We start from the raw sequence: 15,182 nt of genomic DNA, 5'->3' as shown, positions 1-15,182 counted from the left end.
ACCACGCCGGGTTCCTACCCGGCGTTTTCAGTTACGAAGGACCGCATGATGTCGCGCTACTCGGCCAGTGAAATCGAAGCAAAATGGCAAGAGGCCTGGGACAAGGCCGGAATCTTCACCGCCGACCACAAGGCGGACAAGCCGAAATACTACGTGCTTGAGATGTTCCCCTACCCGTCTGGCCGAATCCATATGGGTCACGTGCGCAACTACACGATGGGCGACGTGATTGCGCGGCACAAGCTGGCGACCGGCCACAACGTCTTGCACCCAATGGGGTGGGACGCGTTCGGGATGCCGGCAGAAAACGCTGCGATGGCGATTGGCGGCCACCCCAAAGACTGGACTTATGGCAACATCGCCGACATGCGCGGGCAGATGAAGCCTCTGGGCCTGTCGATCGACTGGTCGCGCGAATTCGCCACGTGTGATCCAGAGTATTACGGCCAGCAGCAGGCGCTGTTCCTCGATATGCTCGAGGCCGGTCTGGTTTATCGCAAGAACGCCGTCGTGAACTGGGACCCGGTCGATATGACCGTTCTGGCCAACGAGCAGGTCGAAAATGGACGCGGCTGGCGCTCGGGCGCCTTGGTCGAACGCCGTGAACTGACGCAATGGTTCTTCAAGATCTCGGACTATTCCGAGGAGCTGCTGGACGCCTTGGACACGCTTGAAAACTGGCCCGCCAAAGTCCGACTGATGCAGGAGAACTGGATCGGCAAGTCGCGTGGCCTGCAATTTGGCTTTGAACGCACCGATGGAGGTGAGCCGATCACCGTCTACACGACTCGCCCCGACACCCTGCTAGGCGCGTCTTTTGTCGGCATCTCGCCAGATCACCCGATTGCCAAACAGCTTGAGGCTGAAAACCCAGAAGTCGCTGAATTCGTTGCTGAATGCCGCAAAGGTGGCACCACAGAAGAGGCCATCGAGACCGCCGAGAAACTGGGCTATGACACTGGCATCAAGGTCAAGCACCCTCTGGACCCGAACTGGGAACTGCCGGTCTGGATCGCAAACTTCATCCTGATGGATTACGGCACCGGCGCTATCTTCGCCTGCCCGGCTCATGATCAGCGCGATCTGGATTTCTGCCGCAAATACGGCCTGCCCGTGGTCGATACGTTCTTTGCGCTGGACGATGAGTCTCCGGTCGACAAGCTCGCATTCGTTCCACCAAAAACCGAGAAAGTCCGCTGGGTGAACCATTTCGCGGGCCTGACCGAGGCGACCGGCGAAGAGGCCATCAACGCCACCGTCGATTTTGCTGAAAAGGCGGGTTGGGGCGAAGGCGTCACCAAATTCCGTCTGCGCGACTGGGGTCTGAGCCGCCAGCGCTACTGGGGCTGCCCGATTCCCGTGGTCCACTGCGAAAAATGCGGCACGGTGCCCGAGAAGAAAGAGAATCTGCCGATCAAGCTGCCGTATGATGATGGCAACGGCAAAGCCATCGACTTTTCGATCCCCGGCAATCCGCTGGACCGTCACCCCAGCTGGCGGGATACGCCCTGCCCGTCCTGCGGCGCACCGGCCAAGCGCGAAACCGACACGATGGACACGTTCGTCGATTCGTCCTGGTACTACGCGCGCTTCACCGCCCCACGCGCGGAAACTCCGACTGATTTGGCTGAAGCCGAGTACTGGATGAATGTCGACCAGTATATCGGCGGTATAGAGCATGCGATTCTGCACCTGCTCTATTCCCGCTTCTTCGCCCGCGCGATGCAGATCACCGGCCATCTGCCGAAAAAGGCCATCGAGCCGTTCAATGCACTGTTCACTCAGGGCATGGTCACGCATGAGATCTACCAGACGCGCGACGCCAATGGCCGCCCTGTCTATCACCTCCCCGAGGATGTGACGACGCCGGCAGCTTTCGAAGCGAACCTCGCCAAAAACCCCCAAGGGGTGCAGGTTTCTGGCGATGGGTTGGTGATTAAGCCCGACGGATCGCCCCGAGTTTCCAAGGAAACGAGTTTCGTTCTCAAAGCAACGGGCGAACAGGTTGAAGTCATCCCTTCGGCCAAAATGTCGAAATCCAAGAAAAACGTTGTGGACCCGGTCAACATCATCTCGGCATTCGGCGCAGATACCGCCCGTTGGTTCGTCCTGTCCGATTCGCCACCCGAGCGGGACGTGGAATGGACAGCTTCCGGAGCCGAGGCCGCGTTCAAGCACCTTAGCCGTGTTCATCGCATCGCCTCCGAGATCGCCGAGTCGGACGTTCCGGCCAATGGAGAAGACGAAACCCTGCTGCGCGAGATGCACAAAGCGATCCATGATGTTTCGGGGGGAGTCGAATCCTTTGGCTTCAACGCCTCCATCGCCAAGCTTTATGCGTTCACCAACACTCTGGCGAAGTCGAAAGCAGGGACCGAGGCCAAGCGCGAAGCCGCTAAGACTTTGGCGCAGTTGATGTCGCCGATGACGCCGCACCTGTCCGAGGAACTCTGGCAGCTGCTGGGTGGTGAGGGTCTTGTGGCAACAGCTGCTTGGCCGGTCGCGGATGAGGCGATGCTGGTCGATGACACCATCACCTTGCCGATCCAGATCAACGGCAAACGCCGCGCGGAAATCAGCGTTCCCAAGGATATGCCCAAGGATGAGGTTGAAAAAATCGCGCTCAACACCGAAGCTGTGCAAAAGGCGCTGGAGGGAGCCGCGCCGAAGAAGGTGATTGTTGTCCCGGGCCGGATCGTGAATGTCGTCGTTTAACCGCAGAAGTTTTTTGTTCGCCCCGCTGGCTGCCTGTTTTCTTGGGGCCGCCTGCGGGTTTGAACCGATCTATGCGCCCGGTGGGGCGGGGTCGGAACTCTTTGGCAAGGTAGAGGTATCGGCCCCGAACACGGTCGAGAGTTACCTACTGGTTCAGAACCTCGAACAAAAGCTCGGGCGCAGCGCGACCTCAGGCAATGCCTACCGTCTGGATGTCCGTGTTGAGACCGCCGTCCAGGCTGCTGCGATCACGTCCACCAACGAAATCAACCGTTTGTCCATCGACGGGCGTGCCGAATACACGCTGAAATCGAATGAAACCGGGCAGATTCTGGCCTCTGGCGAAGTCACGGATTTCGTAGGCTATTCGGCGGCAGGTTCCACCGTTTCGACCCTGGCAGATGAGCGCGACGCCCGTGAGCGCCTGATGGTGATTCTGTCGGACCAGATCGTAAATCGCCTCTATGCGACGCCGGGCCTGACCTCATGAAGTTGAGCCCGCGCGAGGCGGACGGGTATTTTGCCAGACCAGACGCGGACAAAACCGGGTTGCTGATCTACGGCGCCGACACGATGCGCGTGGCTTTGAAGCGCCAACAGGTGTTGACCGCGCTGCTTGGGGCAAATGCCGAAGGAGAGATGCGTCTGACACGAATGCCCGGCAGCGATCTGCGCGGCGACCCGGCGCTACTGCTGGATGCGGTCAAAGCGGTTGGATTTTTCCCGGGCCCCCGCGCGGTGTTCGTGGAAGAGGCAACCGACACCGCCGCCCCCTCGATCCTTGCCGCGCTTGAGGATTGGGCCCCCGGTGATGCTCAGATCATCGTGACGGCGGGCCAGCTGAAAGCCAGCTCGAAAATCCGCAAGGCCTTCGAATCGCATCCGGCAACCTATGCGGTGGGCATCTACGACGACCCGCCCTCTCGGGCCGAGGTTGAGCGAATCCTGACTCAAGCCGGCTTGCAGAACATCCCACGCGACGCGATGTCGGCGCTAGGAGAGTTGTCAGTCAGCCTCAGCCCCGGTGATTTTACCCAAACAGTTGAGAAACTGTCGCTTTACAAACGCGGCGACGATAGCAAACTCAGCCTGGAAGATATCGAAGCCTGCGCGCCCCGCTCGACCGAGGCAGCGCTGGATGATGTATTGAACGTGGTCGCCGAAGGCCGCGCCGGAGAGATCGGGCCGCTGATCCGTCGCCTGCAGGCGCAGGGCACCAACGGGGTGACGCTGTGTATCGGCGCGACCCGCCATTTCCGTACGCTTTATGCCTGTGCCTCTGACCCCGGTGGAGCGGCGCAAGGGATCGGTAAGCTGCGCCCGCCCGTTTATGGCAAACGACGCGACCGTATTTTACGGCAGGCTCAAGGATGGGGTGCGGCAAAGCTGCAGACGGCGCTGACAGTACTAACAGATACCGACCTGTCGCTCCGCTCAGCCGGGCAAACGGCCCCCGCGATGGCCTTGGTCGAACGAGCGATGATCCGGCTGGCGATGCTGGCTCGGTCGCGCTAGCGGTTCAGCCAGTCACCAGCAGCCCGTCCAGCCCAGCGCCCGGTCGCCAGACAGGCCGTGAGAAGGTAGCCGCCAGTGGGTGCCTCCCAATCCAACATCTCACCGGCGCAGAACACACCGGGCATCGCGGTCAGCATCAGTCCGTCGGTCAAGGCAGCGCGCGTGATGCCCCCGGCGGTCGAGATCGCCTCATCCATCGGGCGCAATCCTGCGTGGCGTACCGGCAGGGCTTTGATCAACGCGGTCACGTCGTCGGGTGCGTCTGGAAGGGGGCGGGCGAACTCCATCAGCAATGCAGTTCGCACCGGTCCAAGTTTCAGGGCTTTGCGCAGGTGATTGGACAGGCTCATCTTGCCGCGCGGTTTTGCCAGACGCGCGGCCACTTCCGAGATCGACAGGTCAGGCATCAGGTCGATCGTCAGGGGCGCCCCCTCTCGCACCGGCTTGCAGATAGAGTAGATACCCCCGCCTTCCAAGCCGCGGGCCGAGATCACCGCCTCGCCGCGTGTGCGCCGGGTTCCGGCTTGTAGCGCGACCCCTTTGATCGGCGCGCCAAAATGCGCGGTCATGTGATCCGACCATTCGACCAAAAGCCCAGCATTTGCAGGTGCAAACGGCGCAAGCTGCACGCCTTTCGCCGCCAGCCATGGTGCCCAAGCCCCGTTCGAGCCCAACCGCGCCCAGCTGGCCCCGCCCATGGCAAGCACAGTTGCGTCGGGCTGCAGCCGTTGCGGGCTATCCGGAGTATCAAAAACCAGCGCTTCCCCCTCCCACCCGGTCCAGCGCCAGCGAGTTCGGATCTCGACACCGCGATCAGCCAGACGCGCCAGCCATGCACGCAGCAAGGGTGAGGCCTTCATAACGGTCGGAAAAACGCGACCTGTTGAGCCGGTGAAAAGCTCTTGCCCCAAGGCGCGCGCCCAGTTCTGCACGGCCTGCGCATCAAACTCAGCCAGCATCGGGCGCAGCCAGTCTGCGGCTTCTTCATACGATTGGATCAGTGCCTCAAGGGGCTCATCCTTGGTCAAGTTCAGACCCGACTTTCCGGCCATCAGGAACTTGCGCGCGACCGAGGGCTTGGCCTCGGCCACAAGAACCGAGTGACCGGCAAGGGCAAGCTGCTCGGCCGCCATCAACCCGGCCGGTCCCGCCCCGATCACCACTGCCTGCGCCATCTTCGCCCTCTTGCCTTCGCCGCCCGCAGGCGCATCATTCCCAACCATGACGAACAGCGATCCGATCTGCCCGCTTTGCGACCGCCCCATTCCCGATGGCGGCGGTAGCCTGCATCATCTGATCCCAAAACTCAAAGGAGGCAAGGGCGGACCGACCGTCCTGCTGCACCAGATCTGCCACAAAGAGGTCCACGCCACCCTGTCAGAGGCCGAGTTGGCGCGCAGCTTCAACACGGTCGAGGCCCTGCGCGCCCATCCAAGGCTTGAGAAATTCCTAGGTTGGGTACGCAAACGTCCGCCCGGTTTCCGGTCGAAAGTTCCGGGCAAACGACGCGGGCGCTGATCAGCTAGGCAGAACCGGATCGCCAAACGCATCCGAAAGCGCGGCGGGCAGACCCTCGACCTCGATCCCCAGATAATCGGGAACAGGCGAGAATTGGGCGTCTTGCACATGCTGGAACTCCAGCGTTGTGTAGGATCGTTTCCAGAGCCATTCGCGATTCTCGACCGCCCAAAGGTCAGGATCGGGCGGAGCCTCTTGCGTGAAGGCATAGAAATGGAGGTCAAACCCATAGGCCGCCACATCCTGCATCGACAGAAGCTTCATACCCTGAGCGCGACAGAACACATCCTCGGCGGCGATATCCCCTGTGCGCAAGGTGATCTGACCCACTCGCGCCCCGGCAAGCGGGGCCGCAGGGTCGGCGGAATTTTCAGGGCGGTTGCCTTCAAAGTCATGCTGCAAAAGCTCGATCACAAAGCCTTCGGGATCGCTGAGATGCGCCATATACCCGATATCGAGGAACTGGCGCGGTTCGCTGACAGCATAGCCCTTGGCCCGCAGCGCCTCAGTTGCCAGATCGACATCGGGCAGAGTGATCCCGATCTTCCAATAGCGATGTCCCTGATCGTGGGAATACCCCCTGCCTCCCGGTAGCAGCAGCAGATCAGCATCCTCTCCAGCGTATCCGACACGCCGGGATTCGCCGATTTCCTGCACGGACATACCCAAAACGTCCCGATAGAACCCGGCCAGACAAGCCGGATGAGCGACGCGCAGCCTGACTGCGGACAACCTCAGCGACACAGCTCTGCAATCCCTGCTGCGATCTCAGGTTTGGCCGCCAGGCTGTCGGCCACCAGCTCGCGGGCCGTCGGCATTAGCTCGTCCGGCGATACGATGCGATCCACCAGACCGAACGCATACGCCTCCTCTGCCGAGATCTTCTGGCCCGACATCAGAATCAGCTTGGTGCGCGCCGGCCCGATCAAAGCGGCCAAGCGCTTGGGGTCGGAGGGCTGTGGCAGAAAGCCCAGCTTCATCACCGGATAGAAGAACTTGGCCGAAGGCACCGCGATTCGCAGGTCGCAGGCCAAGACCATGCCGTTTGCACCGCCCGCCAGCGTTCCGTTCAATGCAGCAACGGTCAGGCATGGCAGTGCCGCGATTGCACCTGACAACCGCTCCCAGACGTCCGAGGTTGCAAGCCCCGCGCGGGCTTCCTCCAGATCAGCACCAGCGCTGAAGACCTTGCCCGCGCCGGTCAGGATCAGGGCGCGCGCCTCGGTTGCGGCCTCGGCGATTTCGGCCAACTCGGTCAGCATCGCGCCTGTCAGTGCGTTGGCCTTGCCCGGATTGTTGATCGTGACCGTCCACAACCCGTCTTCCTTGGTCAGTTCAATCACGTCAGGCCGATCCTTTGGCGAATGTCGTCTTGGCGCAGGGAAATCTCGACCCCCAGATATTCGTCGGCGTCCGAAGAACACATCCACAGCAATGCCCGTGCGGGCCAATCCGCCGGGATGTGAACATCCCAGTCTAGCTGGCTGACAGGGTTGATGCCGCTGGCCTTGATGACACGCTGCATATCGGTTGCCACTGTTCCTGGCGACAGGCCCATGGCGCGGATGCCGTTATGAGCCTCTTCCAGATGCAGACATTCCGTCAGCATCTTGGCCCCGGCTTTCGAGGCGCAATAGTGGCTCCAGGCCTCAACCGGGTTCGAGGCTGCGCCTGAAGAAACGGTTAGAACGGTCCCGCCGCCCGCCGCCCGCATCACTGGCAGAGCGGCACGCATTCCGTAGAAAACACCTTTGAGGTTGATATCAATGGCCTGACTCCAGGCCCTGACATCGGCATTTGACAGGTGAAAGATCGGCTCGATCACACCGGCATTGCCGATCAGAACGTCCAAACCGCCGAAACGCGCGACGCAATCGGCCACCGCTTGTTCGACCTGCGCGAAATCGCTGACGTCGCAGGCCAGTGCCATCGCATTGTCGCCCAAAGCGGCCGCAAGCGCGTCAATCTGATCATGACTACGGGCCACCAGCGCGACATTCGCCCCGGCTGCGGCAAACACGCGCGCGGCCTCGGCACCGATTCCGCGGCTGGCCCCTGTTATGAGTACTGTTTTTCCCTGCATTTAACGCTCCTCACGTCTTGGGCTGACCTTTGGCTACAGGCGTAACGCGGAAACGGGGAAAGGGTCCAGCCCTTGCCCCCTTGACGATGCCTGCCACAACCCCGACCATGCGCGCAAATTGATCAAGAAGGGTTACCTTATGTCTGTTTTCATCCGCCGCAGCTGTGGCGCCGTTCTGGCTTATACCGTCGCAACTCAAGGTGCATATGCCGACCTGACCGCAAATGACGTCTGGAACGACTGGCAGGAGTATTTCCGGTCCGTAGGTTACACGGTCGAGGGCGAACCCAGCAGCGCTGGCGATGTCATGACCATCAACGATATGACCCTGTCCATGGACTTCCCCGAAGAGGACGGACAGTTCCAGATGACCATGCCCGAGGTCACACTGACCGAAAACGGCGATGGCACCGTCAACGTCGGCTTCCCCGGAAGCTTTCCGATGGTCATTTCGGGCGGCGTTGAAGATGAAAAGTTCACAGCAAACCTGACCTACAGCCAGACAGATTTGGAAATGGTTGTGTCAGGTGATCCGTCCGACATGACCTATGACTATTCGGCGGCGGCCCTCGGGATTGTTTTGGATTCGATCGAAGGCGGCGACGAGCCAATTCCCGAAGATGCGCTGGAAGGTGGTATCGAATTTACAGGTATGGCTGGCACATCGCGCATGCTGATCGGCGACAATCGCGAGATCACGCAGACGCTCGACGCCGACCAAATGGCCTATAAGTTCAGCTTCAAAGACCCTGAAACCGGGGAATCGGGGTTGATTGATGGGGTGCTGAACGGCCTGACATCCAGCGGCGACAGTGTCCTGCCTTCTGGGTTTGATCTGGCCGACCCGCAGGCACTGTATGACGCAGGCTTCGCCTTTTCCGGCATGGTCGCCTACGGCTCGGGCAAGACAGACATCAGCGGCGTTAGCGAAGGTGAGCAATTCACCATGGCAAGCTCGTCGCAAGGTGGCCGACTTGAGGCCAGCGTAGATGGCGAACGTGTGGCCTATGACCTTGAGCAGAATGACGCGAAACTGGCAGTGACGACCGGTGACCTGCCTTTTCCCATCGAGATCGCGATGGCTAAGGCGGGTCTGAACCTGGACATCCCGGTGCAGGAATCGGAGGAAGCCGCGCCCTTCGCCTTTGGCTTGAACCTGACCGATTTCACCATGTCTGATGTCCTCTGGAGCATTTTCGACCCCGCGGGCAACCTGCCACGCGATCCTGCCACCATTGCGCTGGACACCACCGGCACCGCGAAAGTTCTGTTGAACATCTTCGATCCGGAACAGGCTGCTGCGCTTGAAGAAGAAGGGGAAGTCCCTGCCGAGCTGCATTCGCTGAAAATCAACGAATTGCTGGTCTCGATGGTTGGCGCGCGCTTGACCGGGGATGGTGATTTCACGTTGGACAACGAAAACCTCGACGAATTCGGCATGCCCATTCCGACTGGCGTTGCGAACCTGCAATTGGTTGGGGCCAATGCACTGATCGACAAACTGATCGGCATGGGCCTGATGTCCGACAATGATGCTTTGGGCGCGCGTATGATGATGGGCATGATGGCTGTTCCGGGCGATGAACCCGACACGCTGAATTCGACAATCGAATTCTCTGAAGACGGTCAGATTCTGGCCAATGGTCAGCGCATTAAGTAATGCTATCCGGGAGGGCCGCAGGTGATCGGCCCTCCCACACAATACCGTCAGGGTCTTGCGAGAGGCGCGGTGCAAGGCTAGGTCCTTGGCAACACATCCGGAGGCCGCATGACCCGCACACCAGAAGAAATCAGCCAGCAATTGCTTGACGCCGCGCGCTTCGCCGGGGCCGAGGCGGCAGATGCCATCGTGATCGACGGATCCTCCGTTTCGGTCGAGGTACGTGGCGGCGCGCTGGAACATGCGGAACGCTCAGAAGGCACCGATCTGGGGCTGCGGGTGTTTCTTGGTAAGCAGCAGGCCATTGTTTCAAGCTCGGACAGCCGTCCCGAAACGCTGACGGCCATGGCCGAACGGGCCGTCGCCATGGCGCGCGAAGCGCCTGAGGACCCTTTCACCGGTCTGGCGGCCAGCGAGGAATTAACCAACGGTTGGGATCTCGACGCGCTTGAGCTGTTTGACCCCTCCCCAGAACCCTCTGCCGAAGCACTGATGCAAGATGCGCTGGCGGCTGAGGCTTCCGCTCTGGCTGTATCCGGTGTATCGCAAGTCTCGGACGCGGCGGCGGGCTATGGCACACATCGGGTGCATCTGGCGGCCACCAACGGATTCTCGGGCGGGTATGCGCGCAGCAGCCGGTCAACATCCTGCGTTGCGATCTCGGGCGAAGGCACCGGGATGGAGCGGGACTACGACGGCGACAGCCGCACCTTCCAAGCCGACTTGCGGGACGCCGAGGAGATCGGACGCAGGGCCGGGGAACGCGCGGTCGAACAGGTTGGCGCGCGCCAGCCCGCAACGGGCGGTTTTCCGGTGCTCTTTGACGAGCGCATTTCATCCTCACTGATCGGGCACTTACTGGCCGCCAGCAACGGCGCAGCGATCGCGCGAGGGGCGTCGTGGCTGCAAGATTGTCTGGGCGAGCAGGTATTGCCCGAGCATCTGTCGCTGATCGAAGACCCGCACCGCCCACGTATCTCGGGCTCGCGCCCATTTGACGCCGAAGGGCTGGCAACGCGCCGCCGGGCGATTGTTGAGAACGGAGTGCTGACCGGATGGACGCTGGATCTGGCCAGCGCCCGCAAGCTTGGCATGACCTCAACCGGCAATGCCGCGCGCGGCGTCTCGGGGCCACCCTCGCCCAGCAACTGGAACCTGAGCCTGACCCAGGGCACCCAAACCCGCGAAGATCTGCTGCGGGATATGGGAACCGGGTTGCTGGTCACCTCTATGATCGGATCGACGATCAACCCCAATACCGGGGACTACTCGCGCGGGGCCTCGGGGTTTTGGGTCGAGAATGGTGAAATCACGCATCCGGTCAATGAATGCACCATCGCGGGCAACCTGCGCGACATGCTGAAACGGATCATCCCGGCCAATGACGCGCGCCCCTACCTGTCGCGCGTTGTGCCCTCGGTGCTGATCGAAGGGATGACCCTTGCCGGCAACTGACCTGCCACTCCTGATTGAAGCCGCACGCAAGGCCGGAGAGATCGCGACCCGTTTCTCGGGCGCGCAGGCCCAGCGTTGGGACAAGCCCGACGGTGCCGGACCAGTGACTGAGGCCGATCTGGCGGTCAACGAAATGCTGGAACAGATGCTGCCCAAGGCGCGACCCGACTATGGCTGGCTCAGCGAAGAGACCGAGGATACCGAGGACCGCCTGTCGCGGGACCGCGCCTTCATTGTAGACCCGATTGACGGCACCCGCAGTTTTGCCGAAGGTTCGCGCACCTGGGCACATTCGTTGGCCGTTACTGAGCACGGAGAAGTCACCGCAGCTGTGATCTACCTGCCCCTGCGCGACCTATTCTATGCGGCGGCGAAAGGTCAGGGGGCGACCTTGAACGGTGCGCCAATCAGCGCCTCGAAGGCTTCGACGCTTGGGGCTGCCACAATTCTGGCCGCCAAGCCCAACATGAACAGCCACCATTGGCGCGATGGCGACGTGCCGGAGTTTGACCGTGCCTATCGCCCATCGCTGGCCTATCGCATGGCCCTGGTCGGTGAGGGGCGTTTTGACGGCATGTTGACCCTGCGACCCAGTTGGGAATGGGATATCGCGGCGGGCGACCTGATCATTCGCGAGGCCGGAGGGATCTGCACTGATCGCGCAGGCCAGCCCCTGCGGTTCAACAACGCGCAGCCTCGGCTAAACGGCGTTCTGGCCGCGGCGCAGGACATCCACACCCAGCTTTCGTCCCGGCTTGATCCGAACGGCCCTGGCATCGCCCCATGAGCAAACCGCGATCTCTGAGCCTTGCGGCCTACCGGGTCCTGTCCTGGGGGGGTGCACAGCAAAGCATCCGACCGGATCAGCCCCGCCCGGACGGAGAGCTTGTGTGGGTTCACATCGCAACACGCGACCGCTTGCGTGCGATCAGTGACTTTTGCCTTAGACTGCAACAGGCCCGACCCGGCCTGTCGATCCTGCTGAGCGCCCCGCCCGAGATCGACCTGAGCCGCTGGACAGGAATCCCCTTTCCCATGGTCAACCTACCCGCCGAACAAACCGGCGCAGCGCGGGCTTTTCTGGACCATTGGAAACCCGATCTGGGTCTTTGGGTCGGAGGGGGATTGATGCCCAGCATCATTACCCGCGCGGAAGAGTGCAAAATCCCGATGCTTCTGATCGAGGCGCAGTTGGATGTCGTCTTGTCCCGCAATGCGCGGTGGCTGCCGGATATCAGCAGATATACGTTCGATTGCTTCGAGCATATCCTCACCACCACCGATGACACAACGCGCCAGATCCGGCGGATGGGGGTTACCTCCTCCAAAGTGCGCAAAGCGCCCCCACTGCAGTTCAGTCCGAACCCGCAACCCTGGCCCGAGGACGAATTGATCGAGACCAACCACGCCCTCGCCGGACGTCCGGTCTGGCTGGCGGCGCGGGTTCAGGCGAAAGAGTTCATCTCGGTCCTCAGTGCGCATCGGCAAGCGCTGCGCATTCTGCCGCGATTGGCGCTGATCTTGCACGTGTCGGATCGGGCAGAGGCCGCGCCGCTGCAACGACGGCTTGAAACTATGGACTTGCGCTGTTCCAATTGGGATGGTGGCGGTCCTATTGAGGACACGACGCAGGTGATTGTCAGCTCTGAGCCCGAAGATCTTGGCCTTTGGCAGCGTGTTTCACCAGTGTCCTTCATGGCCAGCTCGCTGGAACGCGGCGCGGGGGGGCAGGACCCGCTGGATGCTGTCGCGCTAGGATCGGCGGTTATCTATGGCCCTCATATCGATATCTATCAGTCGGTTTATGCCCGCCTTGCCGAGGCTGGTGCCGCCCATCCGGTCAAAACCGCGACCGAGCTTGGAGATGCGGTCGTCGCCCTTCTGGCCCCGGATCGCGCGGCGGGGATGGCTCTGGCGGGCTGGCAGGCGATCACCGAAGGGGCCCCTCATGCCGAGCGGCTAGTCGACATGCTGCAGGACCTTCTGGACCAGCGGAGTAGCCACGATGCGCGCGCCTGACTTCTGGAACTCGGACCCTGCGCGCCCGGCGCTGCGTGCCCGACTACTCAGCCCGTTGGGGCGGCTTTATGCGGCAGCCACTGCGCGCCGGGTCAGCTCGGATCCCGGAGTGAATCCGGGTGTGCCAGTTATCTGCATCGGCAACCTGAATGCAGGCGGAACCGGCAAGACACCCACGGTGATCTGGGTACTGGAACAGCTGCGCGACGCGTGGCACGAGCCGCATGTCGTCACGCGCGGCCATGGTGGTTCGCTGGAAGGCCCGGTTCGGGTCGACCCCACCAAACACAGCGCCGCGCAGGTCGGGGATGAGCCGCTTCTGCTGGCCATGTTCGCCGAGGTCTGGGTCGCCAAGGACCGTGCCGCAGGTGCGCGCGCCGCGGCCCAGGCGGGCGCAAGCGCAATCGTTCTGGATGATGGCTTCCAAAATCCGGCCGTCGCTAAGGATTTCTCGATCATCGTAGTGGACGCCCAGCGCGGATTCGGCAACGGCCTGTGCCTGCCAGCCGGTCCCCTGCGCGAACCCGTAGAGGTCGGCTTGAAACGAGCCGATCTGGTTCTGTCATTGGGCGATACGCAAACCCAAGAAGACTTCGTGGCGCAATGGGGCCACAAGCTAACGGTGCCTCATGCAACGGGCGTTGTCGCGCCGTTGCAAACCGGCATGGACTGGGCTGGATCGCGGGTTCTGGCTTTTGCCGGGATCGGCCACCCTGAGAAGTTCTTTCAGACCCTGCGCCAGCAAGGGGCCGAGCTCTTGCGTGCCGAGGCGCTCGACGATCATCAACCACTGACCCCGGCGCTGATGACCCGGCTTGAAAACGAGGCGCGCCTGCTGGGCGCTCAGATGGTTACAACGGAAAAAGACGCAGTGCGCCTGCCGCAAGCTTTCCGCAACAAGGTCGTCACCCTGCCCGTCCGGCTGCAAGTGAACGACCCCGAGCAGGTCAAAGAGATGATCCTGAAAGCGGCCCCATCTCCTAAGTGACGGAAATGGTCGGCCCGAAAACAGGCCGACCAAAGAGCAATTAGCTGCCCAATTCGTCTTCGATCAGCTTCTTGAAGTCCTCATAGGACTGGTTCGAAACCTTCTTGCCGTTCACAACAAAGGACGGAGTGCCCGTCACATCATCGCGTTCAGCGTTTTCCTGGTACCACGCCACCAGAGTCTGGGCGCGTGTGCCGTCCTGCAAGCAGGCCTCAAGCTGGTCATTGTCGATACCCGCCAGACGGCCGATCTTGCGTAGCTCATCTACGATCTCCGTTGGACCACCGGCGCGGGTCCATTCGGACTGGCCCTGATAGATCAGATCGGTGATGCCAAAGAACTTCTCAGGCCCTGCGCAGCGCGCAACCATCGACGCCCACAAGCCATAGCGGTCAAAGTAGACCTCACGATAGATGAACTTGACCTTGCCGGTGTCGATGAAGTCCTTCTTCAGCTGCTTATAGGCACCCTGATGGAAGGTGGCGCAATGCGGACAAGTGTAGGAGGCATATTCGATGATCTCGACCGGCGCATCCTCGGCCCCTTGCACCATCTCGATGATCGTAGAGGTGTCGAGATTGGCCTCTTGCGCGATGGCGCTGCCAACCAAAGGATTGACGGAAGACGTGTTCGAAGCTGTCATCCAATAGCCACCAGCGGCTACGGCGACAGCCGCACAGATTACGGTTGCAATACGGCTCATTCTCAGCCCTTTCTCAGCGTTTCTGCTTGGATAAAACGTTGCGGCCCAGACGTTCAAGGGCCGCACGTAAATCTTCATCATGGACATCCTGCGAGACCCTGCCCGCTTCGGCCATGATTTCAGGTTTGATCTCTGGTTTCGCTTGTTTCGGCTTGTGGTCGAAACTGGCCTGCCCCTCGGCAAATCCGGTCGGAGCGGTCTGGGTGATGCGCACACGGCTGATCGCGTTGTAGCCGTAAACGGCGTTCACCTTCCCTCGCAGTTGTTCTTTCTGCATTTCCAGCATTGGGGCCTGTGGCCCGGTTGTCAGTACGGTCAGGGTCGCCCCCATCCCGTTCCGGCCATAGCCCACATTCACGGGTCTTGCGATGGCGGCAGTGTCCCGGCCCACGATCTCGGCCCAGTGGGTCAGAAGGCGCGAAACCGCAAAGCCCCGGCTTTCGCCGGCGCGCCTGATCTGATCGTTCAGCAATGTCGCGGTGCGTTTGAACCCGCGGGTCGAAGAACGTCTGCGCTGCATCTGGTT

At 61.4% G+C, this 15,182-nt stretch carries 15 protein-coding genes; 9 read left to right on the top strand and 6 right to left on the bottom strand.

Annotated features, from left to right (window positions below; translation table 11 throughout):
• Positions 1-48 precede the first annotated feature (48 nt).
• Genes leuS through holA form a run of 3 tightly spaced genes read left to right on the top strand, consistent with a single transcriptional unit; the run spans position 49 to position 4,230 of the window.
• A complete protein-coding gene (leuS, locus tag ACXAH8_RS11270) occupies positions 49-2,715 on the top strand; it encodes a leucine--tRNA ligase (RefSeq protein ID WP_475218431.1) in 2,667 nt (888 codons plus the stop codon).
• Positions 2,702-3,205 carry an LPS assembly lipoprotein LptE gene (gene lptE, locus ACXAH8_RS11265; protein WP_475218429.1) on the top strand — a complete coding sequence of 168 codons (504 nt, stop codon included), beginning with the start codon at positions 2,702-2,704 and terminating at the stop codon, positions 3,203-3,205. Before leuS ends, lptE begins: the two co-directional genes overlap by 14 nt.
• Positions 3,202-4,230 (top strand): DNA polymerase III subunit delta, encoded by a 1,029-nt coding sequence (gene holA / locus ACXAH8_RS11260; RefSeq protein WP_475218427.1) that lies wholly within the window; start codon positions 3,202-3,204, stop codon positions 4,228-4,230. Before lptE ends, holA begins: the two co-directional genes overlap by 4 nt.
• On the opposite strand, the gene ACXAH8_RS11255 is transcribed toward holA, so the two are convergent.
• Positions 4,227-5,405: a TIGR03862 family flavoprotein gene (locus ACXAH8_RS11255; protein ID WP_475218543.1), complete on the bottom strand. Its 1,179-nt coding sequence runs from the start codon at positions 5,403-5,405 to the stop codon at positions 4,227-4,229. The two genes, holA and ACXAH8_RS11255, sit on opposite strands and share 4 nt — an antisense overlap.
• Before the next feature lie 46 nt (positions 5,406-5,451).
• On the opposite strand from ACXAH8_RS11255, the gene ACXAH8_RS11250 reads away from it, so the two are divergent.
• Entirely contained in the window at positions 5,452-5,748 is a 297-nt protein-coding gene (locus ACXAH8_RS11250) for an HNH endonuclease (RefSeq protein WP_170552338.1), read from the top strand.
• On the opposite strand, the gene ACXAH8_RS11245 is transcribed toward ACXAH8_RS11250, so the two are convergent.
• From ACXAH8_RS11245 to ACXAH8_RS11235, 3 genes are read right to left on the bottom strand one after another with little or no spacing between them, the layout of a single operon-like run.
• Positions 5,749-6,480 (bottom strand): VOC family protein, encoded by a 732-nt coding sequence (locus tag ACXAH8_RS11245; protein ID WP_475218422.1) that lies wholly within the window; start codon positions 6,478-6,480, stop codon positions 5,749-5,751. It abuts the gene before it with no gap.
• 2 nt (positions 6,481-6,482) lie between these two features.
• Complete coding sequence (locus ACXAH8_RS11240; RefSeq protein WP_475218420.1) at positions 6,483-7,091, bottom strand: enoyl-CoA hydratase/isomerase family protein; 609 nt, start codon at positions 7,089-7,091, stop codon at positions 6,483-6,485.
• Positions 7,088-7,831 carry an SDR family oxidoreductase gene (locus tag ACXAH8_RS11235; protein ID WP_475218418.1) on the bottom strand — a complete coding sequence of 248 codons (744 nt, stop codon included), beginning with the start codon at positions 7,829-7,831 and terminating at the stop codon, positions 7,088-7,090. The genes ACXAH8_RS11240 and ACXAH8_RS11235 overlap by 4 nt, the downstream gene beginning before the upstream one ends.
• A gap of 139 nt (positions 7,832-7,970) precedes the next feature.
• On the opposite strand from ACXAH8_RS11235, the gene ACXAH8_RS11230 reads away from it, so the two are divergent.
• The 5 genes from ACXAH8_RS11230 (at position 7,971) to lpxK (ending at position 13,953) form a co-directional block, all read left to right on the top strand.
• A complete protein-coding gene (locus tag ACXAH8_RS11230; RefSeq protein ID WP_475218416.1) occupies positions 7,971-9,491 on the top strand; it encodes a DUF2125 domain-containing protein in 1,521 nt (506 codons plus the stop codon).
• A 108-nt stretch (positions 9,492-9,599) separates the two neighbouring features.
• Positions 9,600-10,946, top strand: a complete 1,347-nt coding sequence (locus ACXAH8_RS11225) for a TldD/PmbA family protein (protein ID WP_475218414.1) — start codon at positions 9,600-9,602, stop codon at positions 10,944-10,946.
• A complete protein-coding gene (locus ACXAH8_RS11220) occupies positions 10,933-11,733 on the top strand; it encodes an inositol monophosphatase family protein (RefSeq protein WP_475218412.1) in 801 nt (266 codons plus the stop codon). Before ACXAH8_RS11225 ends, ACXAH8_RS11220 begins: the two co-directional genes overlap by 14 nt.
• Positions 11,730-12,965, top strand: a complete 1,236-nt coding sequence (locus ACXAH8_RS11215) for a 3-deoxy-D-manno-octulosonic acid transferase (protein WP_475218410.1) — start codon at positions 11,730-11,732, stop codon at positions 12,963-12,965. Before ACXAH8_RS11220 ends, ACXAH8_RS11215 begins: the two co-directional genes overlap by 4 nt.
• Positions 12,952-13,953 carry a tetraacyldisaccharide 4'-kinase gene (gene lpxK, locus ACXAH8_RS11210; protein ID WP_475218408.1) on the top strand — a complete coding sequence of 334 codons (1,002 nt, stop codon included), beginning with the start codon at positions 12,952-12,954 and terminating at the stop codon, positions 13,951-13,953. The genes ACXAH8_RS11215 and lpxK overlap by 14 nt, the downstream gene beginning before the upstream one ends.
• Before the next feature lie 40 nt (positions 13,954-13,993).
• Here the strand turns inward: lpxK and ACXAH8_RS11205 are convergent, their stop codons facing one another.
• Complete coding sequence (locus tag ACXAH8_RS11205; protein WP_170642622.1) at positions 13,994-14,656, bottom strand: DsbA family protein; 663 nt, start codon at positions 14,654-14,656, stop codon at positions 13,994-13,996.
• Between the two features lie 13 nt (positions 14,657-14,669).
• A complete protein-coding gene (locus tag ACXAH8_RS11200) occupies positions 14,670-15,176 on the bottom strand; it encodes a DUF721 domain-containing protein (RefSeq protein WP_475218406.1) in 507 nt (168 codons plus the stop codon).
• Between the last annotated feature and the right edge of the window lie 6 nt (positions 15,177-15,182).

The sequence above is a fragment of the Ruegeria sp. ABV3_008 genome (assembly GCF_056161185.1).
This window is presented reverse-complemented; position numbering and strand designations above follow the sequence as displayed.